We start from the raw sequence: 21,581 nt of genomic DNA, 5'->3' as shown, positions 1-21,581 counted from the left end.
TCCTCCAACCCCGGCGATGTGGTGCTTGACCCGTTTTGCGGCTGCGGCACCACGGTGCATGCCGCGCAAAAGCTGGGCCGGAAATGGATCGGCATCGATGTCACCCATCTGGCCATCGGCCTGATCGAAAAGCGCCTGCGCGCGGCATTCGAGGATGTGCAATTCACCACCCATGGCGTGCCGCAAGACATTCACGCCGCCCGCGATCTGGCAAATCGCGGCCGCGACAACGGCAATTACTATTTCGAGTTTGAAAAATGGGCGCTGTCGCTGATCGACGCCCAGCCCGGCAACCTGTCGAAAAAGGGCGCCGACAAGGGCATCGACGGCAACCTGTGGTTCGGCAAGACGGGGCGGGCCATCGTCTCGGTCAAGGCGGGCGAGAATGTGGGGGTTGCGATGATCAACGCCCTGCATGGCGTGATCGAGCGTGAACGCGCCCAGATGGGCGTGCTTTTGACCCTGACGCCGCCCACCAAGCCGATGATGCGCGATGCCGCCGCCGCCGGCCAGCACGAAGAACCGGGGTTCAGCCCGGTGCCGCGGATCCAGATCGTCAGCATCGAAGACGCGATGCGGCTGCGTGAACGGGCGGTGCAACTGCCCGCGCGGCGCGACGACGCCTTCCGCAAGGCCCCGCGCGAAGGCGGCGGCGGTCAGGGCCGCCTGGATCTCTAGCCGCGCGGCGCGCAAGGCGGGCCGGCGCTGTAACCCGCCGCCCATTGCCCAAGCCACAGCACCTGAGGTAAGAGGCGCGCGTTCCGTAGCTGACATCAGATCGAGGCACCAATGGCCGGCCATTCCAAATGGGCGAATATCCAGCATCGCAAGGGCAAGCAGGATGCCGCCCGCTCCAAGCTGTTCTCCAAGCTCGCCAAGGAGATCACCGTGGCGGCCAAGATGGGCGATCCCGACCCCGACAAGAACCCGCGCCTGCGGCTGGCGGTCAAGGAAGCGAAATCAAGCTCCGTGCCCAAGGATGTGATCGACCGCGCGATCAAGAAATCCATCGGCGGCGATGCCGAAACCTATGATGAAATCCGCTACGAGGGCTATGGCCCCGGCGGCGTGGCCGTGATCGTCGAGGCGATGACCGACAACCGCAACCGCACCGCATCCAATGTGCGCTCGCTTTTTGGCAAGCATGGCGGGAACTTGGGCGAAACCAATTCCGTGGCCTTCATGTTCGAACGCAAGGGGCAGGTGATCTATACCGCCGCTGCGGGCGATGCCGACACCGTCATGATGGCCGCCATTGAGGCGGGCGCCGAGGATGTCGAAAGCTCTGATGAGGGCCATCTTGTCTGGTGCGGCGACACCGATCTGGCCGAGGTGTCGGGGGCGCTGGAAGCCGCGCTTGGCGAGGCGGACTCGACCAAGCTGGTCTGGCGGCCCGGCAACACCACTGAACTGGGGTTGGAAGACGCGCAAAAGCTGTTGAAGCTGATCGACGCGCTGGAAGATGACGATGACGTGCAAACCGTCACCGCCAATTTCGACATCTCCGACGAGATCATGGCCCAGCTTTAAGCTGGCCCTGCGTGGCGGTGCGCCGCAAGCGGCGCACCATCGCCATTGTGCAGGACTGTCCCCTTCCCATCCGGTATGCAATCGCATACAATAATGTCGCAGCCCCCTGTTTTGCCTTGATCCAAGGGCGGCAGGGTGGCAATCGCGTGACAAGGATGACGACCCCCACATGACCGGATGAAGGGAGGCTTTGATGCCCATTACCGTCGGCCAGGATACCGCCAAGACGCGTCGCACGCTCAAGGTTGGTGACAAGAGCTATGCCTATTATTCCATCCCTGCCGCGCAGGCCGCCGGGCTTGGCGATTTCTCGCGCCTGCCCGCCGCGCTCAAGGTGGTGCTGGAAAACATGCTCCGCTTCGAGGATGGCAAGACGGTGCATGTCCAAGATATCAAGGCATTCGCCGATTGGGCCAAGCTCGGCGGCCAGAACCCGCGCGAGATCGCCTATCGCCCCGCGCGCGTCCTGATGCAGGATTTCACCGGCGTGCCCGCCGTGGTGGACCTTGCCGCGATGCGCGACGGGATCAAGGCCCTGGGCGGCGATCCGCAAAAGATCAACCCGCTCAACCCCGTCGATCTGGTCATCGACCATTCGGTGATGATCGACGAGTTTGGCAATCCGCGCGCGTTCCAGATGAATGTCGACCGCGAATACGAGCGCAACATGGAGCGCTACACCTTTCTCAAATGGGGCCAGTCGGCGTTTGACAATTTCCGCGTCGTCCCCCCCGGCACCGGCATCTGCCATCAGGTCAACCTTGAATATCTGTCCAAGACCGTCTGGTCGGACAAGGATCAGACGGGCCAGATCGTGGCATACCCTGACACGCTGGTGGGCACCGACAGCCACACCACCATGGTCAATGGCGCGGCGGTTCTGGGCTGGGGTGCAGGCGGCATCGAGGCCGAGGCCGCAATGCTGGGCCAGCCGATTTCCATGCTGATCCCCGAGGTGATCGGCTTCGAGTTGACCGGCACGATGGTCGAAGGCACCACCGGCACCGATCTGGTGCTGAAAGTCGTGGAAATGCTGCGCAAGAAGGGCGTGGTCGAGAAATTCGTGGAATTCTTCGGCGAGGGGCTTGACCGTCTGCCGCTGGCCGACCGCGCGACCATCGCCAACATGGCCCCGGAATACGGCGCCACCTGCGGCTTTTTCCCGGTCGACAACGAGACGCTGCGCTACCTGCGCAACACCGGCCGCGACGAGGCGACGGTGGCGCTGGTCGAAGCCTATGCCAAGGAAAACGGCATGTGGCGCGGGGCGGATTACGCACCGATCTACACCGACACCCTCAGCCTTGACATGGGCACCATCGTGCCCGCCATCTCGGGCCCCAAGCGCCCGCAAGATTACGTCGCGCTGACCGATGCCAAGACCGCCTTCACCCGCGAGATGGAGGCGACCTTCAAGCGCCCGATGGGCAAGCAGGTCGTGGTCGATGGCGAAGACTATACGATGGAATCGGGCAAGGTGGTGATCGCGGCGATCACGTCATGCACCAACACGTCGAACCCCTATGTGATGATCGGCGCGGGCCTTGTGGCGCGGAAAGCCCGCGCGCTGGGCCTGACCCGCAAGCCGTGGGTCAAGACCTCGCTGGCGCCGGGCTCTCAGGTGGTGTCCGCCTATCTGGAGGCCGCTGATCTGCAGACGGATCTTGACGCCATCGGCTTCAACCTTGTGGGCTATGGCTGCACCACCTGCATCGGCAATTCCGGGCCGCTCCAGCCCGAGATTTCCAAGGCGATCCTCGAGGGTGATCTGGTGGCCACGGCCGTCTTGTCGGGCAACCGCAATTTCGAGGGCCGCATCAGCCCCGATGTGCGCGCCAATTATCTGGCCAGCCCGCCCCTGGTGGTGGCCTATGCCATCGCGGGCACGATGGATATCGACCTGGCGCGCGATCCCATCGCGCAAACCCCCGATGGGCGCGACGTCTATCTGCGCGACATCTGGCCCACAACCGCCGAGGTCGCCCAGACCGTCGAGGCCACGGTCACCCGTCAGGCTTTCTTGTCGAAATACGCCGACGTCTTCAAAGGCGACGAGAAATGGCAAGGCGTGCAGGTGCCGCAGCAAGAAACCTATGACTGGCCCGCCAGCTCGACCTACATCCAGAATCCGCCCTATTTCCGGGGCATGAGCGCAGAGCCCGGCACCATCTCGAATATCGAAGGCGCCCGCGTTCTGGCGATGCTGGGCGACATGATCACCACCGACCACATCAGCCCGGCGGGGTCGTTCAAGGAAAACACACCTGCCGGCAAATTCCTGACCGAGCGTCAGGTATCGCCCCGCGAGTTCAACTCCTACGGGGCGCGTCGCGGCAACCACCAGATCATGATGCGCGGCACATTCGCCAATATCCGCATCAAGAACGAGGTTCTGGACGGCGTCGAGGGTGGCTATACCCTTGGTCCCGACGGGCAACAGGCGTCGATCTATGACGCAGCCATGGCCTATCAGGCGGCGGGCATCCCGTTGGTGATCTTTGCGGGCGAACAATATGGCGCGGGCTCGTCGCGCGACTGGGCGGCCAAGGGCACGGCGCTTTTGGGCGTCAAGGCGGTGATCGCGGAAAACTTCGAACGCATCCACCGCTCGAACCTTGTGGGCATGGGCGTCATTCCGTTCGAGTTCACCGGCGGCGACACGCGCAAATCGCTCGGCCTCAAGGGGGATGAGACGGTTTCGATCCATGGGCTCGACACCATCCAGCCGCTGCAAGATGTGCCCTGCACCATCACTTATGGCGATGGCACGGTAAAGACGATCACGATCAAGTGCCGGATCGATACGGCGGTCGAGATCGAATACATCGAACACGGCGGCGTGCTGCAATATGTGCTGCGCAATCTGGCCCGCTCGCCCGTCGCGGCCGAATGAGCGACGCCACAGCAAGACAGGGATCGGGGTGCCTTTGGGCACCCCTTTTTCTTGCCCGCCCGGCCAGGCGGTGACGGGTTGCGCGGGCGCGGCATCTTGGCCACAGGCGCGGCGGCTTGTCATGCTGGTCGCAAAGGCTTGATTGGCCTGTGTGCCGCGCAACCGCTAGCTTTGCCGGAGACAGACGCTCAGGGGATAGGCAAGGCAATGCGAATGCAAACGCGCGCGACACTGGCGGCCGGGCTGATGGCGCTTTTGGTGGCCACGCCCGTCACCGCGCAAGATGGCAACGGACCCGTGGTGGTGGAGCTGTTCACCTCGCAAGGCTGCGCCGCCTGTCCGCCCGCCGATGCGCTGTTGGGCGAGATCGCCGAGCGCGCGGATGTGATCGCCTTGGCGCTGCATGTCGATTACTGGGATTACATCGGCTGGCAAGATACCTTTGCCGCGCCCGAGTTCACCGCACGTCAACATGCCTATGGTCATGCTGCGGGTTCGACCGTTGTCTATACCCCCCAGATGATCGTGGGTGGCGTGGATCATGTCGTGGGCGTGCGCCCGATGACCGTGTCCGAGCTGATCCAGACCCATCGCGCAGCGCCCGATCCCGTTGCGATCACGGTTCATGCAACGGCGGATGGGTTCGAGGTCGAGGCTCTGGCCCGCATGGACCCGCCGCGCCCGCGCATGGTGGTTCAGCTTGTGACCTATATCCCCCATCAAGAGGTTCCGATCTCGCGCGGGGAACGGGCGGGCACGGTGGGAAGACATTACAATGTCGTCACCTCGTGGGAGGTGGTCGATCAATGGGACGGGTCCGCGCCGATGCGCTTTCGCGTCGTCCCCCAACAGGCCGTGCCCCATGTCGTGATCGTGCAACAGGCAGGCCACGGCCCGATACTTGGCGCCGCGCGGCTCGACTGATGCGGGGCGTGCCGCTCTAGCTCTTCGTGCCCCCAGCCGCTTTCCAGCGCCGGTGGATCCACAGCCATTGTTCGGGTCGGGCACGCACCCGCGCCGACAGGCTGTCATTGATCGCCTGTGTCATGGTGACGGGGTCGCTCGGGGGGATCGGGGCTTCGATCCGGATATCGAAATCGATGCCGTCTTGTAGCCGTTCGCCATAGATCGGCACCAAAAGCGCGTCGTATTTCAGCGCCATCTCGGCCGCCGAAAGCGAGGTGGACGCCGCTTGCCCAAGAAAATCCAGCATCGCGCCCGTGCTGACATGCTGGTCGAGCAAGATCGCGCCATGCCCCCCTTCACGCAGGTTCTTGACGAATTCCGCAAGCCCGCGCCGGTCGCGCGCAAAGGCCCGCCCGCCCACGGCCTCGATCGAGGCGATGTAATGGGCGTTGGAATATCGATTGTTGAAAGGGCGCCACAGACCCCCGATGGCATAGCCGCGCAGGTTCATCGCCGCGCGAATGGCTTGATGATTGCCGAAATGCCCCGACACGAACAAGATCGGCCGCCCCGCCATGCGCGCCGCTTCGCAGGCGGCAAGCCCGGGACCATGAGGCTCCCACCGACGGGCGCGGGCCAGTTGATCGGCGCCGGAATAATTCTCGATCGCGGTGCGCCCGAAATTGTCCAGCACCGCCCCCGTGATGCGCCGCCGCTCGGCTTTCGACATCTCGGGGAAAATCCACGCAAGCTGTGCATCGGCGCGCGCGCGGTATCCGGTGACGCCGCCCAGCATCCGCAACAAACGGCCCATCAGCGCGACACGCCGCGCATAGGGCAAGCGCTGTGCCATCCAGATCAGGCCGCGCAAGCTGCGATCGACCGTCCAGTCAAGCCAGAGGCGGCGGGATGTCGACATCAGATCCTTCTGCCCTGTTGGCCGCTGCCCGCCGCTCAGGCCGCGTGATCGGCTTTTGCACGGGTTTCGCGGTGCCAGACATAAACCCCGGCCCCCACGATCACAAGCGCACCGATCAGGGTGGTGCCATCGGGCACTTCGCCAAAGCCGACATAGCCCCAGAATGTCGCAAAGATCACACCCGCGTAGCTGAAGGGTGCGACCGCCCCGGCCTCGGCGATGGTCAGCGACCGGATCAGCAGGAACTGGGCCAAAGCCCCCACAGCCCCAAGCCCCAGAAAGATCGCCCAATCCGCCATGCCCGGCGACTGCCAGACGGGAATGGTCAACAGGCTTGCCGCCAGCGTTCCGATGATGGCTGTGTAAAGAAACGAGGTCATGATCGGTTCATCACGGCCCAGAAATCGGGTGGCCAGCGCATAGCTGGCATAAAACACACCCGCCAACAGCGGCAGCGCTGCACCAAGGGTGAAGACCTCGGATCCGGGCCGGACCACGATCAGCGCACCCGTGAGTGCTGCGGTGATGCCGAAAATCCGCCTTGGCCCCAACGCCTCACCCAAGATCAAGGCCGCCCCCAAGGTCAAGATCATCGGATGCACCTGCATCACGGCGGTCGCGGCGGCGATGTCCATCTGGCTGATCGCGGTGAAAAAGACATATGTGGCCCCGAACAAGAAGCCCGAGCGCAACAATTGCAGCCCGATCCGCCGGGTGCGCAACAATGGTCCAAGCCGCGGCGCAAGAGCCATGGCCACCACGGCCATCATGCCCGCATAGCGCGCCCAGACGACCTGTATCGGGTCATAGCGCGCCATCAGGGCCTTGGCGGTGGCGTCCATGGCGGCAAACAAGAAGATCGCGCCCAGCATCAGCAAGATACCCTGCGCCACAGGCGATAGCTTTGCCAAACCCCTCAGCCCCGCTGGGCGGCCAGCGCGTTGAGTTGCGGGCGCAACCATTCCAGCTGATAGCCCCATGCCTCGCCCCGGGCCACGATTTCATCGGTGGGCAGATCACCCGCCTGACCCAAGGCCCAGACCAGCGTCGAACGGTTGCCCGAAGCGCAATAGGCGATGACCGGGCCATCGGCGGCATCGATCGCGTCGCGCTGTTCTTCGACATTGTCCATCGTCATCTGACCGCCGATGATCGGATTGAAGACGAAATCAAGCCCTGCGGCTTCGGCGGCTGCCTGCATCGCGGCGGCCTGAAGCGGTGGGGGGTTTTCGCCATCGGGGCGGTTGCAGATCACTGTGGAAAAGCCCGCCTGGGCCAGTGCCGCCATATCTGCGGGCGCAAGTTGGGGGGCGACGCTGTAGCGGTCGGTGATCTGGCGCAGGTCCATTCCAGAGGACTCCTTTGGGGATTGGTGTGCAGGCAGTTTGCATCAAGCCCGCGGCAAGGGAAAGGCCGCATTGATGCATGTCAAGGCCCGACGCGGGCTGGCCGATTAGGATCGGGTCTGCAATGGATGGGGCCGGCTTTGCCCCTTTGTCGACAGGAGGCTGCAATGACCGATCTTGCCACCCGCCGCGCCCAGCTTGAGCAACGGCTGGCGTTTCTGGAGGCGCGGCTGCGCGCGCTTGATGCAGAGCTTGACAGCCACCAATCCAAGGATTGGCAAGAGCTTGCCACCGAACGCGAAGGCGATGAGGTGCTTGAAAAGCTGGGCCAGTCGGGCGAGGTCGAAATCGCACGCATTCGTGCCGCGCTGGTGCGCATGGATGCCGGGGATTACGGCGTTTGCGTTACCTGCGGCGCGGAAATTTCCGCCGCACGCCTGGATCTGTTGCCATACACGCCGTTTTGCCGCGGCTGTTCACGCTAGGCGCCCACCCCATCAGCGGTGCCACAGGCGCCGCCACGAACCACAGAGGGAGTGACATGACCAAAAGAGACCGCGCGCTGCCCAAGCCAAAACGCCCCGCCCATACCGAATTGCGCCGACAGCCCGATGCCGCCGCCCTGCCGCCCACACCATCCACACCGGCCGTCACGCCCACGCCGCTCAAGCCCCGCGCCCCGGCCGCGCGATTGCCCAGAGCCGACGACGACGGGCTGGATGATCTGTTCAACGACATGCCGGTCTGACGCCGGAAGCCTGCATCCCGGCCAAACCGAAAGCTGCGCAGCCGTCTTGATCAGCGGGCGCGCATCGCCGCCATATTTTGGGCCATGTCCAGTGCTGCGATAAAGCTGGTGGGGTCGGCCCGGCCTGTGCCTGCGATGTCAAAGGCCGTCCCGTGATCGGGGGAGGTCCGAATGAACGGCAGCCCCAGCGTGACATTCACCCCGCCCGCGAAATCGATGGTCTTGATCGGGATCAGTGCCTGATCGTGATACATGGCGATGGCCGCGTCATATGTGGCGCGCGCGCCCGCGTGAAACATCGTATCGGCGGGGTGGGGACCCGACAGATCAAGGCCCTCGTCGCGCAGGGCAGAGATCACCGGCGCAATAACCGTGATGTCTTCGCGCCCCATCACGCCGCCTTCACCGGCATGGGGGTTCAGCCCGGTCAGCGCGATGCGCGGATGCGCGATCCCGAAATCGCGGATCAGGCCTGCATGGGTGATGCGGATCGTGTCGATCAAAAGCCGTGGCGTCAGCGCGGCGGGCACATCCCTGAGCGGGATGTGGATGGTGGCGGGCACCACGCGCAAGGCGCGGCAGGCCAGCATCATCACCACATGCCCGACGCCCGCGAGATGGGCGAGATATTCGGTATGTCCGGGAAAGCCGAACCCGGCCCCGTCCTTGAGCGCCTTTTTATGGATCGGCAGGGTGGTCAGCGCCGAAGCCTGCCCCGTCATCACCAGATCGACCCCCCGCGCAATCGCCGCGATGATGGCGGTGGCGTTTTCGGGGGCGGGTTGGCCGGGCGTGGCGGCCGCTGGAAAGGGATGGGCCAGAACCGGCAGGCCGCTCAACGCGGCATGGCCCGCCTCGGAGGGATGCGCGATGGGGATGGGCCGCACCCCCAGACCGGTCAGGTGACCGATATCGCCGATCACGAAAAAGGGGATGGCGGCGCCCAGGCTTTGCCATGCCTTGGCGGCGATTTCGGGGCCGATGCCGGCGGGCTCGCCGATGCTGACCGCGATCGGGGCGAGGCGCGCCATGTCAGTCGAGGGCGATGATGGCATCGGCGCGCAGCTCTTCGAGCAGCGCATCGGCATAGCCTGCAAGGCTTTCGGCGAAAAGCTGCTGGCGCACCGCTTCGACCCCCCCCTCGGGTTCGGTGATGCGGCGCGCGCACAGCATGACCGCCAAAGTCGTGGCCCCGCCATCGCGCGTCACAGCAAACGACATCTCGCCCGCGTCCAGCCCTGACAGCGCCAGCGCGATATCGGTGGGAATGGCACCAAGCGGCTGATCATGGCGCTCAAAGCCGCCCGGCCGCAGGCCATAAAGATCGTCGCAGACATCCACCTCGGCCCGGAGCGCGGCGGCCGCGGCGGCACCCGCTTCGGTGGCCACGGGGGCAAGCGCTATCGTCACATAATCGACCGAGGCCACGGAAGGCGCGACCGGCCCTTGCTCGGACAGGCCGCGCATCTGAAAGATCGCCAAGGCGGGGCCAAGGTTGACCGGGCCATAGGTCTCGCCCACAGCGAGCAACACCATATCCTCGCGCAATTGTGGGGGAATGGTGTTGAGCGCGCGCCATCCCGTCAGACCGCCTTGGTCACGGGTGTCCGCTGCGGAAAACCGCCGGGCCGCCTGGCTGAAGCGATCGACCTCGAAGTTCAGATCGCCCATCAGCCGCTCAAGTTCATCGCGCAAGATGTCCTGATTTTCGGGGGTGATCGGAACGATGATTTCGGCCAGCAAGATCTCGGCGCTCTCAAGCCGCGGGCCAAAGGCCAAGGCGCGTTCGACATGTGCATCGCTGATCGCGGCGCGTGCGCGTGCCGCAAAGCGGGTCTGCACGACATTGCGCCATGAAATGCCATTGGCCACGAAATCGCGGAATGTTTCGGGGGCGACACCTTCGTCGCCGATGGCCTGCAGGAATTGCTCGGGCGACAGCTCGGCGCGGGACGAGAATTCGACGATGCCCGCCTCGATGTCGGCGGGCGTGACCACGACGCCCATCCGGCGGGCCTCGGCCACCTGAAGACGCTCGTTCACCAAGGCCTCCAGCGCTTTGGCCCTGACATCGCCGGGTGTGCGGATCACCTCCATGAAGAGGGCGCGCTGATCAAGCTCATAGGCGCTGACGATGGCGTCATCCACCCGTGCCACAGCCGAAAAGGGCGATTGGGCGTCGGCCATCATCGGCAAGGCAGCAAGCACTGCAACGCGCAACAGGGTCTTGAGGCTTTTGGTCATCGCGGCTGGTGTCCGGTCTGCTCGAATGGGGGCGTTCATCGCGGGTGCGCCTTTGGTCTTTTTGGACTGCCTCATCAGCGAAGGCAACTGCGCGTGTGGCTTCGGCCCGATCGCTGCGCGCCAAATCCATTCAGCGCGACCGTCAAGCCGAACTCGGTCGCCGGTTCAAGCGTGGCGGATGCCGTATAGCGCCGTTCAGCGGAAAATTCCACATCGATGCATTCATTGGCATATCCAAGCGCCAGACCGGCCCGGGTCGGTGTGGCGGCCACCGTGTCATAGCGCCAGTTCGCGCGCGCCTGCCAACCTGTGCCGATCTCGTATTCCGCCGCCAGCGCCCATTCCCCGATATCAAGCGGGCGGCCCTTGGCCGGATCTGCCGGATCGGCGACCAGCCAGGTATAGGTTGTCTCGATCAGATGCGTGCTCTGCCGCCAACCCAGCGACAGTTCGTTGGATGTGAAATCCAGACCCGAGGAAAACAGCGCGCGGTTCACGACGCGCCAGCGCTCTGCAGCGGAGAAATGGGTGGCCAAAAGATAATCCGAGCGCACCCCATCCAGCCCCGAGCCCGGCGTGAACTGTCCCATATCGGCCTTGCGCAGCACGACGCCGCCCATGACGCCAAGCGACCAGCCCAAGGGGTCGGTTCTGGTGTATCCCAGCCCCAGATTGGCGCGCAGCCCCGTTTCCCGCTGATCTTGCCCCGGAAAGCGATCCAGCGCGAAAAGATTGGCCTCGTCGAATTCGACGACAGTGCTGTCTTCGATCGGCACGGCATCGCCCGCGACATCGGACCAGGTGACTTGCAGCACCGGTTCGATCAGATGGGTCACGCCCGCCGTGTCGTGGCGCACAAGCGGGTAGCGCAATTCAAGCCCCAGAAACGGCGCCAATCGCGTCTGGGTGCTGTCAAACGCGCTGTCTTGCTGCGTGGCATAGACATCGCCGTACAGCGCCCCGTCAAAGGCCATCAACAGCCCCCCCGGAAACACCGTGTCGCGCCGCCAGTCCACAAAGCCCGACAGGCGGGCTATATCGCGCCCCAGAGGGCCATTGCGATCGGACATCCGATAATAGCTCAGCGCGTCGACCCCCACGGTGGCGATGCCGCCCAGAATGGCCGGGGTGAACCGTCGGGTGACTTCGGCCGCCAGCAACCGGGTGGGCAGGGTGTCGTTGTTGTCGCCTTCGCGCAGCGAGGCATAGCCCGCAGCACCCAAGGCGGCATAGCTGTCCCTGTCGGCGCGGCTGATGCGCAGGGTATTTTCCTGCAGGTCGGTGTCGCGAAACCCATAGGTCGTCAGATAGCCGCGATCGGTGACACCGTTGAGCGCCAGATCCAGCTTGTAGTCGCGCACAAGGTCGAACCGGCCAAGAACCGCCAGATATCCGCGGAAATCCTCATCGATCAGATCATCCCGGCTCAGCGCCCCATCGATCTGGATGCTGCCCGCGCGAAAGGCGTGCCGATAGCGCAATTCGACCGTTTCAGAGGCGCCTATCCCGATCCATGGGGTCAGGGTCAGATCGGCATGGGCCCCAAGGGTGGTGAAATAGGGGATCTGCAGATGGGTGCCGGTCGCATCATTGGCCCGCAGCGACGGCGTCAGAAAACCTGTGGCCCGCTCGAGCGTGGGATCGGGCATCCGCAGCCGGGGCAGCCACACCAGCGGCACGCCCATCAGGCGAAAGCTGGCATTGTCGAAATAGATCTGGCGTTCCTGTTGGTCATGGATCACGCGGGCGGCGCGGATTTCCCACAGGGGCACCGGATTGTCGGCGCAGATCTCGCATGACGACGCGACAGCACTTTGCAGCTGGGTATAGCGTCCCTCGCTGCGTTCAATCGCGTTCGCGGCGATCTGCAACTGGCGATCCAGCACCAGCCGCGCCGAGCGCAACACGCCCTCGCGCAGGTCGCCCGACAATTCGGCATAATCGGCAAAGATCATCGTGCGCCCCGAGGCATCGGTCAACACGATCGGCCCGGTGATCTGAAGCTGGTCGCGCGCGCCATCATAGATCAGCGCCGCGGCCCTGAGGCGGGCGCCTTGATGCAAGATCTCGACCGACCCTTCGGCGCGGATCACCTGGCTGGCGCGTTCAAAGCGGATCTGGTCCGCGATCAGCGTCGCGGGCGCCGTCGGCTCTTGGCCCCCTGCGGGCAGGGCCAGCGCCAGCGCGATCAGGGCGGCTGCAACGATATGTCGGGCGGGAGGTCTCATCCATCTTCCATATGCAGCAAAAGGCCCACCGCCAGCAAGATCGCAGCCACAGGTGGGGTCCATGCGACAATGGCGATGGGCAGTTGCCCGTTTTCGCCCAAGACCTGCGCGAAAGAGCGCACAAAGAACAGGCTGAACCCCAGCAAGATCGCGGCCAGCACCATGATCCCTGTCTTGCCCGATCGTGTGTGGCGCATGCTCAGCCCTGCCGCGATCAACACCATCGCCATCAGCATCAGCGGCGCCGACAATTCCATCTGGAGCCAGACGCGATGGTTGAGCGCGGAAAACCCTGCCTGATTGAGCTGCCCGATAAAGCCCGGAAGCGCGTAGATCGAAATCGTTTCGGGCTTGCCAAAGCTGTCGCGGATCTGTTCGCGCGTCAGCGTCGACGGCAGGCTGTAGGTGTCGAAACCTTGTGCCGCTGCTTCGGGGTTGGTCGTGCCCACAAGCGGCCAGCGCCGCGCATCGATCAGCGCCCATTGCCCATCCATCAGCCGCGCCTCGCGCGCGTTGATGCGGCCCGTGATCGTGCCTTCGGGGTCGAATTGGAAAAAGCTGGCATCAAACAGAAGGGTGCCGTCGGAATTTGCGGCACCCGCATGGATCACGGTCTGGTCGGTGGCGCTGCCCTGCCTGAGCCACAGCCCTTCGGAGGTGATTGACACCGTGCGTTCTTCGGCGCCGCGATATTGGGCCGTTTTCAGGTCATACTGTTGCTGCGTCGCAGCGACGATGGGGTTCAGCACGCCGATGGCCAAGATGCCGAACGCCGCCGCGACAAGCACGGGCGAGGCCACGGCCCGCAACGCCGAACGGCCGGAGGCGCGGATCACCACCAACTCGGAACTTCGCGCAAGACCCAGAAACATCAGCAGCGTGGCGAGCAGGACGAACAAGGGGATCATCTCGTAAAGCTTGCGCGGCATGTTCAGCAGCGCCAATTCCAGCACGGGTCCCAGACCTTGATCGGGGCCTATGCGGCGCAATTGTTCGGCCAGATCGATCGGCAACAAGATCGCCACGAAAACCGCCGCCACGATGCCAAGCGCGCGCAAGAACCTTTGGGCAAGGTAGCGCTGCAAGATCATGGCGCGACCGCGCCTTGTGGGGGCCCGCTGCGGCGCCGTCGGCTGCCTGTCATGGCTGCGGCCGAAAGCAGGGCGGCCAAGGCTGCCGCGAGCGCTGGCTGCGCATAGGCCATCCATCGCAGGTCGGTATTGCGGATGCCCGCCGCCTCGGCGGCGTTTCCAGCCATCTGCAGCGGGATGACCAGCGCCACGGCAAGCAGCATCTGTGGCCAGACGCCAAAGCGTGAAAAGCGCCCCAGCATCAGGCAGGCCGCCGCAATCAGCGGGGGAAAGATGACGAACAGCGCGCGCGCGATCCGTTCATGGCCGGAAAATCGCATCTGGGCTTCGGACAGGCCCAGCCCTTGGGCGGTTTCGGCATCTGCCCCCAGCAACACCCGCGTCGACAATTCGCGCAGATCATGGCTGCGCAACCCGCCTCCGCCCATCAGCGCGCTCAGATCATAGGTGAATTCCTCGAACCGGATCGTGGTCAGCCGCTGGGTGGTCACATCAAGCGTTTGTGCCATCCCGTTGAGCATGACCAGCCGAAGCCCGGTCGGTGAGCGCAGCAACAGCGCGCGCGCGGCCGTATAGGTCACTTCGGTGCCTTGCTCTGATCGGTCTTGCAAGAACAGGTCACGAAATTCACCAAATTCGGTGATGTCGCGCAGATAGACGGTCAGACCGACGGTCGGGGTAATGAATTGCCCCTCGCGCAAGAAACGGCCCGAAAGATCCTCGCGCACCTCCTGGCTGCGGTCGATGAACTGGCTGCGCGCCGCAGGGGCCAGAACATTGCCCAAGACCGCCACCAAAAGCCCCAGGATCAGCCCAAAGACCAGAACCGGGCGCAACAGCCGCAGCGCCGAAAGCCCGGCGGTCTGCAGCACCACCATTTCGCTTTCCGCGATCATCTTGTTGAAAATGTAAAGCGTGGCCACGAACCCCGCGACCGGCAGCACCATGATCATGATCTGCGGCAGCGTCAGCGCGGTGAATTCCAGAAAAACCGACAAGGTCTGGCCATCGGCGATCAGCGAATCAAACAGATCCACCGCTTCGTTGATCCAGTAGACCGAGATCAGCACAAAGCTGAAAAAGGCGAACAGCACGATCAACTGCGTCAGGATATATCGATCATACCGCCCCAAGGCGCGACATCCCTCATGTTTGGCTCCGCCTGGCGGCGCGGTGATTGCCCCTGTTTTAGGTCAAAGCAAGCCCCCGTGCGAGGGCGATCTGGCCATTGGCGAAACCCCGCCCTAAGCTGGGCGCAACAGCGGCCTGCACCGTCTTGGCCGATCCTGCCTTTGGGGACCAGACAGCATGACATCACCGATCGAAATTTCCTTTGCCCAGACTGATCTGGACGCCCTGATCACAGCGACAGGCAAGCTTGCGCTGCTGGTTGCGCCGGATGGCGGGCTGGATGCAGCCGGGCGGCGGCTGAACCGGGCGCTGCGCGGCGCGCTGTCGCGGCTTTTGGACAGCCCGGCATGGGCCAAGCTGCAACCGGGCGAGGGTGTGGCGATGGGCTGGCCCTCGGGGCTGGCTGTCACGGATGTGATGGTCGTCAAACTGGCCCGGCGCCCCGGCGTCGACGAGGCGCGCAAGGCGGGGGCCACCTTGGCCAAGTTCAAGGGCCATGAGGCGCTGACGCTGGCGGCAGGCGCCAGTGGCGGGATCGCCGAATTGGTGCTTGGGCTTGCGCTCAGGACCTATGAGTTCACCCCCCACAAGACGGGTGACAAGCCAACGGCCAAGCCCGCCATCGTGATGGTGAGCAAGCCCGATCTGGCGCAAGCCGCCGCCGCCCCGATGCTGGCCTTGGCCGAGGGCGTTTTCCTGACCCGCGATCTGGTCAATGAACCCGCCAATGTGCTCACGACGACCGAGTTCGCCCTTCGTCTTGAGGCGCTGCGCCATCTGGGGGTCGAGGTCGAGGTGCTGGATGAGCCCGCCTTGGCCACGCTGGGCATGGGGGCGCTTCTGGGTGTGGGGCAGGGGTCGGACAGCCCGTCCAAGGTGGCGGTGATGCAGTGGAAAGGGGCCGAAGGCGCACCCTTGGCGCTGATCGGAAAGGGGGTCGTGTTCGACACCGGCGGCATCAGCCTGAAGCCGCCCGCCGGCATGGAAGACATGACCATGGACATGGGCGGCGGCGCCGTGGTGGCGGGTGTGATGCGGGCATTGGCCTTGCGCAAGGCGCGCGCGCATGTGGTCGGGCTGATCGGGCTGGTGGAAAACATGCCCGGCCCCAATGCCCAGCGCCCCGGCGATGTGGTCACATCCATGAAGGGCGACACCATCGAGGTTATCAACACCGACGCCGAGGGGCGTTTGGTGCTGGCCGATGTGATGTGGTATGCGCAAGACCGCTTCAACCCCGCAGGCATGATCGATCTGGCGACCCTGACGGGTGCGATCATCATCGCGCTCGGCCATGAAAACGCAGGCGTGTTTTCCAATGACGACGCGCTGTGCAACGCGTTCCTGAAAGCCGCCGCCGCCGAGGGCGAGGGTGCGTGGCGGATGCCGCTTGGCGCGGCCTATGATGAAAAGCTGAAATCGCGCATCGCGGACATGAAGAATGTGGGCGGCCGCGAAGGCGGCGCCATCACGGCGGCGCAATTCCTGCAACGCTTCGTGCGGGCGGAAACGCCGTGGATCCATCTTGATATCGCTGGCGTGGCCAGTGTGAAATCCGACACCAGACTGGCGCCCAAAGGGGCGACAGGATGGGGGGTTCTGGCGCTGGATCGGTTGATCCGCGACCGTTTTGAGACCTGAGGCGGACCGCGTGGGCGAGGTTTTCTTTTACCATCTGACGCACAGCCCGCTGGAAGCAACCTTGCGCCAGCTATTGGAGAAATCCTTGGCGCAAGGCTGGCGCGTGGCGGTGCGCGGCCAAAATGCCGCGCTGCTCGATCGTCTGGACGGCGCGCTTTGGCTGGGGGCCGAGGATGGTTTCTTGCCCCATGGTCGGGCGGGCGGGGCGCATGACGCCGAGCAACCGGTGTTGCTGACCACGCAACCCGTCGCGCCCAACCGCCCCGATTGCCTTGTCTGCATCGAAGGCGCGCCCATCGCCGCCGATGAGATTGCCGCACTGGCACGCGCGATGATCTTGTTCGACGGGCATGACGGCGCGGCGCTGTCCAGCGCGCGCGCGCAATGGAAGGCTTTGACCGGCGCCGGGATCAAGGCGAAATACTGGTCCGAGGAAAGCGGGCGCTGGGCGATGAAGCGCGACACCTGAGGGGGGGGCCTGCGCGCCGCCTCAGCGTTCGAGCAGCAATTGCCCTTCGGTGATCTCAAGCCGCGAAAATCGCCTCAGATAGCTCATGCCCAACAGGCTTTCCGACAAATCGCCGCGATTGACCACCGCCCGCAGACCCTGGTCAAGGATCGGGCCGATGGCCACGGTCGCGATCCGCACGGGCGCCGTTTCCACCATGCCGTTGGCTGTCATCGCGCGGCCCGAATAGATCAGCCGGGCCGGATCAAGCCCGATGCGCGTGGCATCTGCGGCTGACAAGACCATGTCGGTGGCGCCGGTATCGACGACAAAGCGCACCGGCACCCCGTTGAGATCGAGGATCAGGTAGAAATGCCCATCCGCCGACATCGGCACCGTGATCTGGCGCCCATCCGCCAGCACGGTTTGCCTTGGCATGACCGTGTCGCGGATCGTGGGCCAAAGCCCGACAACCGCAACCGCGCCCAGAAAGATCAGGCCCCACAGTGCCGCCTGTCGGGCAACGCGGCCCAGATTGCCCCGGTTGGCCACCAGATGCGACAGCGCGATGACCGCCCCCAAGAGCACCAGATAGATAAACGATGCGGTCTGATCTGCGGTCATGGGCAACCTCGTTTGTCATCATCCCCGCAACATAGGGGTTGGCGGCGGTCAGATCACCTGCAGATCGCGCATCGCGTCGATCACGAATTGCACCGAAAGCGCGGCCAGAAGCATGCCCAAAAGCCGGGTCACCACATTGATGCCCGTGGGGCCGAGCAGCCGCTCCAGCGGGGCTGCCAGCAAGAACAGCGTCAAGACCACGGCCAGAACCGCCAGCATCACCAGATGCACCAGCACCAAATGGGTCGTGTTGCCGCCCGACTGCCCGGTCAGCAAGATCATCGTCGCAATCGCGCCCGGCCCCGCGATCAGCGGAATGGCCAGCGGAAACACGGACGGATCATCGGCGGGCGCGCCATCGGCCTGACCCTGACGGCGCTGGCTGCGCCGCTCGAACAGCATGTCGAGCGCGGTCAGAAACAGCAAGATGCCCCCTGCCATGCGAAAGGCAGGCATCGAAATGCCCAGAAAACCCAGCACCGCCTCGCCCGCCAGCCCGAACAGCGTCAAGATGCCCATCGCCACCAGCGTGGCGCGCATCGCCACCGCACGGCGCTGTCGCGGCGTCTGCCCGCGCGTCAGCGCCACAAACAGCGGCGCCAGACCGATCGGGTCGATCACGACGAACAGCGCCACGAAGGCCGGGATGTAGGCGGAGAACTCCATCATCCACCAATATATCGACGGTTCCTTCGCTTGGCGAGTACGCTCGGACCTTGCGCACGCGGCGGGCCGGTATAGGTTTTGCCAAAGTGCAATGCGTTGAGGTGAACGGATGTGGTTTTTCCGGCTTGTCCTTGGGGTAATCGTGAGTGTGCTGGCCGGCCCTGCTCTGGCCGATCTTGAGCCACGAACAGAGACGGTGCCACTCCGCATCATGGTTCTGGACGAAGACGCGCAGGATTGGATCACGGTGAGCAACGGCGGAAGCTGCGCCGCGGTAAGCGGGCGGGTGCGGATCGACTTCGGCGCCTCGGCGGGATCGGTCGTGATCGACACCGAATACGGCGGGGCGGGCACCCGCGACCCGGCCCCGGTGCGGGTCGTGTCGGGGCCTGCGGTGGTCATGCCGGTGCCCGACGGGGCACGCAGCATAGTGATCGTGGTCAGCGATCTGCCACCGCGAGGGCAGGTGATCGTCACGCTCGATATCGACAATGAGCGGGGGTGGTTCGAGGATGGGCGCGTGGTGGCGACACCCCGGGATATAGCGGGCAGCACGGCGGAATTCGTGGCCCCCGGCCTCGACAGTGATGTGGTGCGTGGCGTGTTCGCCGATGGGCGCATTGCAGTTCTGCCGGTGGAATTGCCCTGCGCCGACAGCGCATCCGAGCCCGCGGTCGTGCCGATCGCCTGAGCGCGCGGGGGCGTCAGCCCGCCTCGGCGCATTCCAGCTTTTCGGCGGCGGCGACCCACATGGCTTCGGCGCGGCTCAATCCTTCCATCAGTTCGGCGTATTTCTTTTGCCAAACCTCCAGCTCGCCCAGCCTGTCGCCTTCGTAAAGCGCGGGATCGGCCAGCCTTTTGGCAAGTTTGCTGCGCATTTCCTCGATGGTGGCCACGCGCGCCTCGCATTTGCGGACCTCGGCGCGCAGCTCCTTGATCTCATCATTTGAAAAGGTTTTCTTCTTTTCCTTCTGGATCTTTGCGGGCTTTTCTTCACCCTTCAGAAGAAAGGCGCGATAGCTTTCAAGATCGCCCTCATAGGGGGTGACGCGGCCATCCTTGACCAGCCAGAGCCGATCAGCGACCAGTTCCAGCAGATGCATGTCATGGCTGACCAGGATCACCGCGCCGGTATAGGCGGTCAAGGCTTCGACCAGCGCCTCGCGGCTTTCGATGTCCAGATGGTTGGTCGGCTCATCCAGGATCAGCAGATGCGGCGCATCAAGCGTGGCCAGACACAGCGACAGCCGTGCCTTTTGCCCGCCCGACAGGCGCGCCACTTCGGTTTCCGCCTGTTCAGCCATCAGGCCAAAGCCCGCCAGAACCGCGCGCAACTTGGCCTGCTGTGTCTCGGGGCGGGCGCGCTGAACATGCTGAAGCGGCGTTTCATCCAGATGCAGTTCATCGACCTGATGCTGCGCGAAATAACCCACGCGCAGCTTGGACGATGCGGTGTGGCGTCCGTTCAAAGGCTGAAGTTTCGCCGCCAAAAGTTTGGAAAGCGTCGATTTTCCTTCGCCATTGCGCCCCAGAAGCGCGATCCGGTCATCTTGGTCGATCCTGAGCGAAAGCCGGTTCAGCACGGCCTTGCCGTCATAGCCCACCGCCACATCGTCAAGCGCCAGAATGGGCGGCGACAGCGCATCGGGGGCAGGAAAGGTAAAGACGGTGCGCGCTGCATCCTCGGGCATGCGGATCGGCGTCATCTTTTCAAGCATCTTGACGCGGCTTTGGGCCTGTTTGGCCTTGCTGGCCTTGGCCTTGAAGCGGTCGACAAAAGCCTGAAGATGGGCACGCTGAAGGTCTTGTTTCTTGGCGGCGGCGGTCTGTACGGCGCGGGCTTCGGCGCGGGTGCGCGCGAAGATGTCGTAGCCGCCGGTGTAAAGCGTCAGAGTGCGCCCCTCGAGATGCAAGATATGGCCCACCGCCCGGTTCAGGAGCCCCCGGTCGTGGCTGATCACCAGCACGGTGTGCGGATAGCGCGCCAGATAGCTTTCCAGCCAAAGCGCGCCCTCAAGATCAAGATAGTTGGTCGGTTCGTCCAGAAGCAACAGATCGGGCTGGGCGAACAAGACGCCCGCCAGCGCCACCCGCATCCGCCAGCCGCCCGAAAAGGCCGAACAGGGCATGCGGCTTTCCTCATCGGTAAAGCCAAGCCCCTTGAGGATACTTGCCGCGCGCCCCTCGGCTGACCAGGCATCGATATCTTGCAGCCGGGTCTGAATTTCCGCCATCCGCTCACCCGTGGCGCCGTCGGCTTCGGCCAAAAGGGCGGCGCGTTCGGTGTCGGCCTCAAGCACGGTGTCGATCAAGGACACCTCGGAGCCGGGCACCTCTTGCGCGACGCCGCCGATGCGGGCGCGGGTGGGCAATTCGATGGCGCCCCCATCGAGCGTCAATTCACCCCGGATCAGCCGGAACAGCGTGGTTTTGCCCGCGCCATTGCGCCCGACGATGCCCACCTTGTGGCCCGCGGCAATGGTGGTGCTGGCACCCTCGAACAAGGGGCGACCCGCGACGGAATAGGAGATGTCTGAAATGCGCAACATGCGCGCTGTCTGACCGGGCGGTGCGGTGGTGTCAACGCCCCGCTTTCCATCCCCCGACCCCCATGCTAAGGCCCCGTCAAATCCAACCTCACGGAGCTTATCATGGCCGTTCAGCGCACATTTTCGATCATCAAACCCGACGCCACCCGCCGCAACCTGACCGGCGCGATCAACGCCAAGATCGAGGCCGCGGGCCTGCGCATCATCGCGCAAAAGCGCATTCACATGACCGCCGCACAAGCCGGTCATTTCTATGCCGTGCACAAGGCGCGCCCGTTTTATGGCGAGTTGTGCGCATTCATGGCGTCCGAGCCGGTGGTCGTGCAGGTGCTTGAAGGCGAAGAGGCCATCGCCAAATACCGCGAAGTGATGGGCGCCACCGATCCCGCCGAAGCCGCCGCCGGCACGATCCGCAAGGATTTCGCGCTGTCCAAGGGCGAAAACTCGGTCCATGGCTCGGACGCGCCGGAAACCGCGGCTGAAGAGATCGCCTATTTCTTCGCCGGTCTTGAACTGGTCGGCTGACCATCCGATCACAGGGTTTCATGCAAGGGGCCGCCCAATCGGGTGGCCCTTTGGCAGCCCGGCCCTGCAGGAAGAACCGCGCTGGCATACCC

The 21,581-nt window shown here is 64.3% G+C and carries 21 protein-coding genes; 10 read left to right on the top strand and 11 right to left on the bottom strand.

The genetic code is table 11. The annotated features are described in order from the left end of the window. The 4 genes from Q0094_RS05710 to Q0094_RS05695 all read left to right on the top strand — a co-directional run. Positions 1-678: DNA methyltransferase (locus tag Q0094_RS05710; RefSeq protein WP_297616179.1), on the top strand; the 678-nt coding region annotated here is incomplete at its 5' end. A 111-nt stretch (positions 679-789) separates the two neighbouring features. Beyond that, positions 790-1,530 carry a YebC/PmpR family DNA-binding transcriptional regulator gene (locus tag Q0094_RS05705; RefSeq protein ID WP_297616176.1) on the top strand — a complete coding sequence of 247 codons (741 nt, stop codon included), beginning with the start codon at positions 790-792 and terminating at the stop codon, positions 1,528-1,530. Between the two features lie 193 nt (positions 1,531-1,723). Continuing rightward, positions 1,724-4,423 carry an aconitate hydratase AcnA gene (acnA, locus tag Q0094_RS05700; RefSeq protein WP_297616173.1) on the top strand — a complete coding sequence of 900 codons (2,700 nt, stop codon included), beginning with the start codon at positions 1,724-1,726 and terminating at the stop codon, positions 4,421-4,423. Positions 4,424-4,630: 207 nt separating this feature from the next. Further along, positions 4,631-5,347: a thioredoxin family protein gene (locus Q0094_RS05695; RefSeq protein WP_297616168.1), complete on the top strand. Its 717-nt coding sequence runs from the start codon at positions 4,631-4,633 to the stop codon at positions 5,345-5,347. 16 nt (positions 5,348-5,363) lie between these two features. On the opposite strand, the gene Q0094_RS05690 is transcribed toward Q0094_RS05695, so the two are convergent. Genes Q0094_RS05690 through Q0094_RS05680 form a run of 3 tightly spaced genes read right to left on the bottom strand, consistent with a single transcriptional unit; the run spans position 5,364 to position 7,596 of the window. Further along, a complete protein-coding gene (locus tag Q0094_RS05690) occupies positions 5,364-6,248 on the bottom strand; it encodes a lysophospholipid acyltransferase family protein (protein WP_297616165.1) in 885 nt (294 codons plus the stop codon). 35 nt (positions 6,249-6,283) lie between these two features. Continuing rightward, entirely contained in the window at positions 6,284-7,141 is an 858-nt protein-coding gene (locus tag Q0094_RS05685; RefSeq protein WP_297616162.1) for a DMT family transporter, read from the bottom strand. A gap of 23 nt (positions 7,142-7,164) precedes the next feature. Further along, positions 7,165-7,596, bottom strand: coding sequence for a TIGR01244 family sulfur transferase (locus Q0094_RS05680; RefSeq protein ID WP_297616159.1), 432 nt, complete (start codon positions 7,594-7,596; stop codon positions 7,165-7,167). A 165-nt stretch (positions 7,597-7,761) separates the two neighbouring features. Between Q0094_RS05680 and Q0094_RS05675 the strand changes: the two genes are divergently transcribed. Together Q0094_RS05675 and Q0094_RS05670 are read left to right on the top strand one after the other, a co-directional pair. After that, complete coding sequence (locus Q0094_RS05675) at positions 7,762-8,079, top strand: TraR/DksA C4-type zinc finger protein (RefSeq protein ID WP_297616157.1); 318 nt, start codon at positions 7,762-7,764, stop codon at positions 8,077-8,079. Positions 8,080-8,135: 56 nt separating this feature from the next. Then, positions 8,136-8,342: a hypothetical protein gene (locus Q0094_RS05670; protein ID WP_297616155.1), complete on the top strand. Its 207-nt coding sequence runs from the start codon at positions 8,136-8,138 to the stop codon at positions 8,340-8,342. A gap of 50 nt (positions 8,343-8,392) precedes the next feature. Here Q0094_RS05670 and pdxA read toward each other — a convergent pair whose 3' ends face one another. The 5 genes from pdxA to lptF are packed head-to-tail and all read right to left on the bottom strand — an operon-like array spanning position 8,393 to position 15,038. Continuing rightward, entirely contained in the window at positions 8,393-9,373 is a 981-nt protein-coding gene (gene pdxA / locus Q0094_RS05665) for a 4-hydroxythreonine-4-phosphate dehydrogenase PdxA (protein ID WP_297616153.1), read from the bottom strand. A gap of 1 nt (position 9,374) precedes the next feature. After that, positions 9,375-10,625 (bottom strand): peptidylprolyl isomerase, encoded by a 1,251-nt coding sequence (locus Q0094_RS05660; protein WP_297616151.1) that lies wholly within the window; start codon positions 10,623-10,625, stop codon positions 9,375-9,377. 35 nt (positions 10,626-10,660) lie between these two features. Then, positions 10,661-12,814: an LPS assembly protein LptD gene (gene lptD / locus Q0094_RS05655; RefSeq protein WP_297616149.1), complete on the bottom strand. Its 2,154-nt coding sequence runs from the start codon at positions 12,812-12,814 to the stop codon at positions 10,661-10,663. Beyond that, entirely contained in the window at positions 12,811-13,905 is a 1,095-nt protein-coding gene (lptG, locus tag Q0094_RS05650) for an LPS export ABC transporter permease LptG (protein WP_297616147.1), read from the bottom strand. Before lptG ends, lptD begins: the two co-directional genes overlap by 4 nt. Beyond that, a complete protein-coding gene (gene lptF / locus Q0094_RS05645) occupies positions 13,902-15,038 on the bottom strand; it encodes an LPS export ABC transporter permease LptF (protein WP_297616145.1) in 1,137 nt (378 codons plus the stop codon). The genes lptG and lptF overlap by 4 nt, the downstream gene beginning before the upstream one ends. 175 nt (positions 15,039-15,213) lie before the next feature. Between lptF and Q0094_RS05640 the strand changes: the two genes are divergently transcribed. Together Q0094_RS05640 and Q0094_RS05635 are read left to right on the top strand one after the other, a co-directional pair. Then, a complete protein-coding gene (locus tag Q0094_RS05640; RefSeq protein WP_297616143.1) occupies positions 15,214-16,677 on the top strand; it encodes a leucyl aminopeptidase in 1,464 nt (487 codons plus the stop codon). A gap of 10 nt (positions 16,678-16,687) precedes the next feature. After that, entirely contained in the window at positions 16,688-17,146 is a 459-nt protein-coding gene (locus tag Q0094_RS05635; RefSeq protein WP_297616141.1) for a DNA polymerase III subunit chi, read from the top strand. A gap of 21 nt (positions 17,147-17,167) precedes the next feature. On the opposite strand, the gene Q0094_RS05630 is transcribed toward Q0094_RS05635, so the two are convergent. Beyond that, positions 17,168-17,749 (bottom strand): TIGR02281 family clan AA aspartic protease, encoded by a 582-nt coding sequence (locus Q0094_RS05630; protein WP_297616139.1) that lies wholly within the window; start codon positions 17,747-17,749, stop codon positions 17,168-17,170. Positions 17,750-17,797: 48 nt separating this feature from the next. Then, a complete protein-coding gene (locus tag Q0094_RS05625; protein WP_297616137.1) occupies positions 17,798-18,418 on the bottom strand; it encodes a MarC family protein in 621 nt (206 codons plus the stop codon). 106 nt (positions 18,419-18,524) lie between these two features. Here Q0094_RS05625 and Q0094_RS05620 point away from each other — a divergent pair, with 106 nt between their 5' ends. Further along, positions 18,525-19,106 (top strand): hypothetical protein, encoded by a 582-nt coding sequence (locus Q0094_RS05620; protein ID WP_297616135.1) that lies wholly within the window; start codon positions 18,525-18,527, stop codon positions 19,104-19,106. 13 nt (positions 19,107-19,119) lie between these two features. Here Q0094_RS05620 and Q0094_RS05615 read toward each other — a convergent pair whose 3' ends face one another. Continuing rightward, positions 19,120-20,964, bottom strand: coding sequence for an ABC-F family ATP-binding cassette domain-containing protein (locus Q0094_RS05615; protein ID WP_297616133.1), 1,845 nt, complete (start codon positions 20,962-20,964; stop codon positions 19,120-19,122). A 102-nt stretch (positions 20,965-21,066) separates the two neighbouring features. Between Q0094_RS05615 and ndk the strand changes: the two genes are divergently transcribed. Next, positions 21,067-21,489 carry a nucleoside-diphosphate kinase gene (ndk, locus tag Q0094_RS05610; protein WP_297616131.1) on the top strand — a complete coding sequence of 141 codons (423 nt, stop codon included), beginning with the start codon at positions 21,067-21,069 and terminating at the stop codon, positions 21,487-21,489. Positions 21,490-21,581: the final 92 nt, after the last annotated feature.

The sequence above is a fragment of the uncultured Roseicyclus sp. genome (genome assembly GCF_937892565.1).
Classification (GTDB): Bacteria; Pseudomonadota; Alphaproteobacteria; order Rhodobacterales; family Rhodobacteraceae; genus Roseicyclus.
The sequence above is the reverse complement of the archived record's forward strand: the minus strand, read 5'-3'. Positions and strand labels throughout refer to the sequence as shown.

What these genes read in the sequence shown, in the direction of transcription:
- lptD (WP_297616149.1), bottom strand. Translation starts at nt 12,814, where the DNA reads ATGAGACCTCCCGCCCGACATATCGTTGCAGCCGCCCTGATCGCGCTG.
- Q0094_RS05625 (WP_297616137.1), bottom strand. Translation starts at nt 18,418, where the DNA reads ATGATGGAGTTCTCCGCCTACATCCCGGCCTTCGTGGCGCTGTTCGTC.
- Q0094_RS05675 (WP_297616157.1), top strand. Translation starts at nt 7,762, where the DNA reads ATGACCGATCTTGCCACCCGCCGCGCCCAGCTTGAGCAACGGCTGGCG.
- Q0094_RS05630 (WP_297616139.1), bottom strand. Translation starts at nt 17,749, where the DNA reads ATGACCGCAGATCAGACCGCATCGTTTATCTATCTGGTGCTCTTGGGG.
- Q0094_RS05705 (WP_297616176.1), top strand. Translation starts at nt 790, where the DNA reads ATGGCCGGCCATTCCAAATGGGCGAATATCCAGCATCGCAAGGGCAAG.
- lptG (WP_297616147.1), bottom strand. Translation starts at nt 13,905, where the DNA reads ATGATCTTGCAGCGCTACCTTGCCCAAAGGTTCTTGCGCGCGCTTGGC.
- Q0094_RS05660 (WP_297616151.1), bottom strand. Translation starts at nt 10,625, where the DNA reads ATGAACGCCCCCATTCGAGCAGACCGGACACCAGCCGCGATGACCAAA.
- Q0094_RS05615 (WP_297616133.1), bottom strand. Translation starts at nt 20,964, where the DNA reads ATGTTGCGCATTTCAGACATCTCCTATTCCGTCGCGGGTCGCCCCTTG.
- ndk (WP_297616131.1), top strand. Translation starts at nt 21,067, where the DNA reads ATGGCCGTTCAGCGCACATTTTCGATCATCAAACCCGACGCCACCCGC.
- Q0094_RS05620 (WP_297616135.1), top strand. Translation starts at nt 18,525, where the DNA reads ATGTGGTTTTTCCGGCTTGTCCTTGGGGTAATCGTGAGTGTGCTGGCC.
- pdxA (WP_297616153.1), bottom strand. Translation starts at nt 9,373, where the DNA reads ATGGCGCGCCTCGCCCCGATCGCGGTCAGCATCGGCGAGCCCGCCGGC.
- Q0094_RS05695 (WP_297616168.1), top strand. Translation starts at nt 4,631, where the DNA reads ATGCGAATGCAAACGCGCGCGACACTGGCGGCCGGGCTGATGGCGCTT.
- Q0094_RS05640 (WP_297616143.1), top strand. Translation starts at nt 15,214, where the DNA reads ATGACATCACCGATCGAAATTTCCTTTGCCCAGACTGATCTGGACGCC.
- Q0094_RS05690 (WP_297616165.1), bottom strand. Translation starts at nt 6,248, where the DNA reads ATGTCGACATCCCGCCGCCTCTGGCTTGACTGGACGGTCGATCGCAGC.
- acnA (WP_297616173.1), top strand. Translation starts at nt 1,724, where the DNA reads ATGCCCATTACCGTCGGCCAGGATACCGCCAAGACGCGTCGCACGCTC.
- Q0094_RS05670 (WP_297616155.1), top strand. Translation starts at nt 8,136, where the DNA reads ATGACCAAAAGAGACCGCGCGCTGCCCAAGCCAAAACGCCCCGCCCAT.
- Q0094_RS05680 (WP_297616159.1), bottom strand. Translation starts at nt 7,596, where the DNA reads ATGGACCTGCGCCAGATCACCGACCGCTACAGCGTCGCCCCCCAACTT.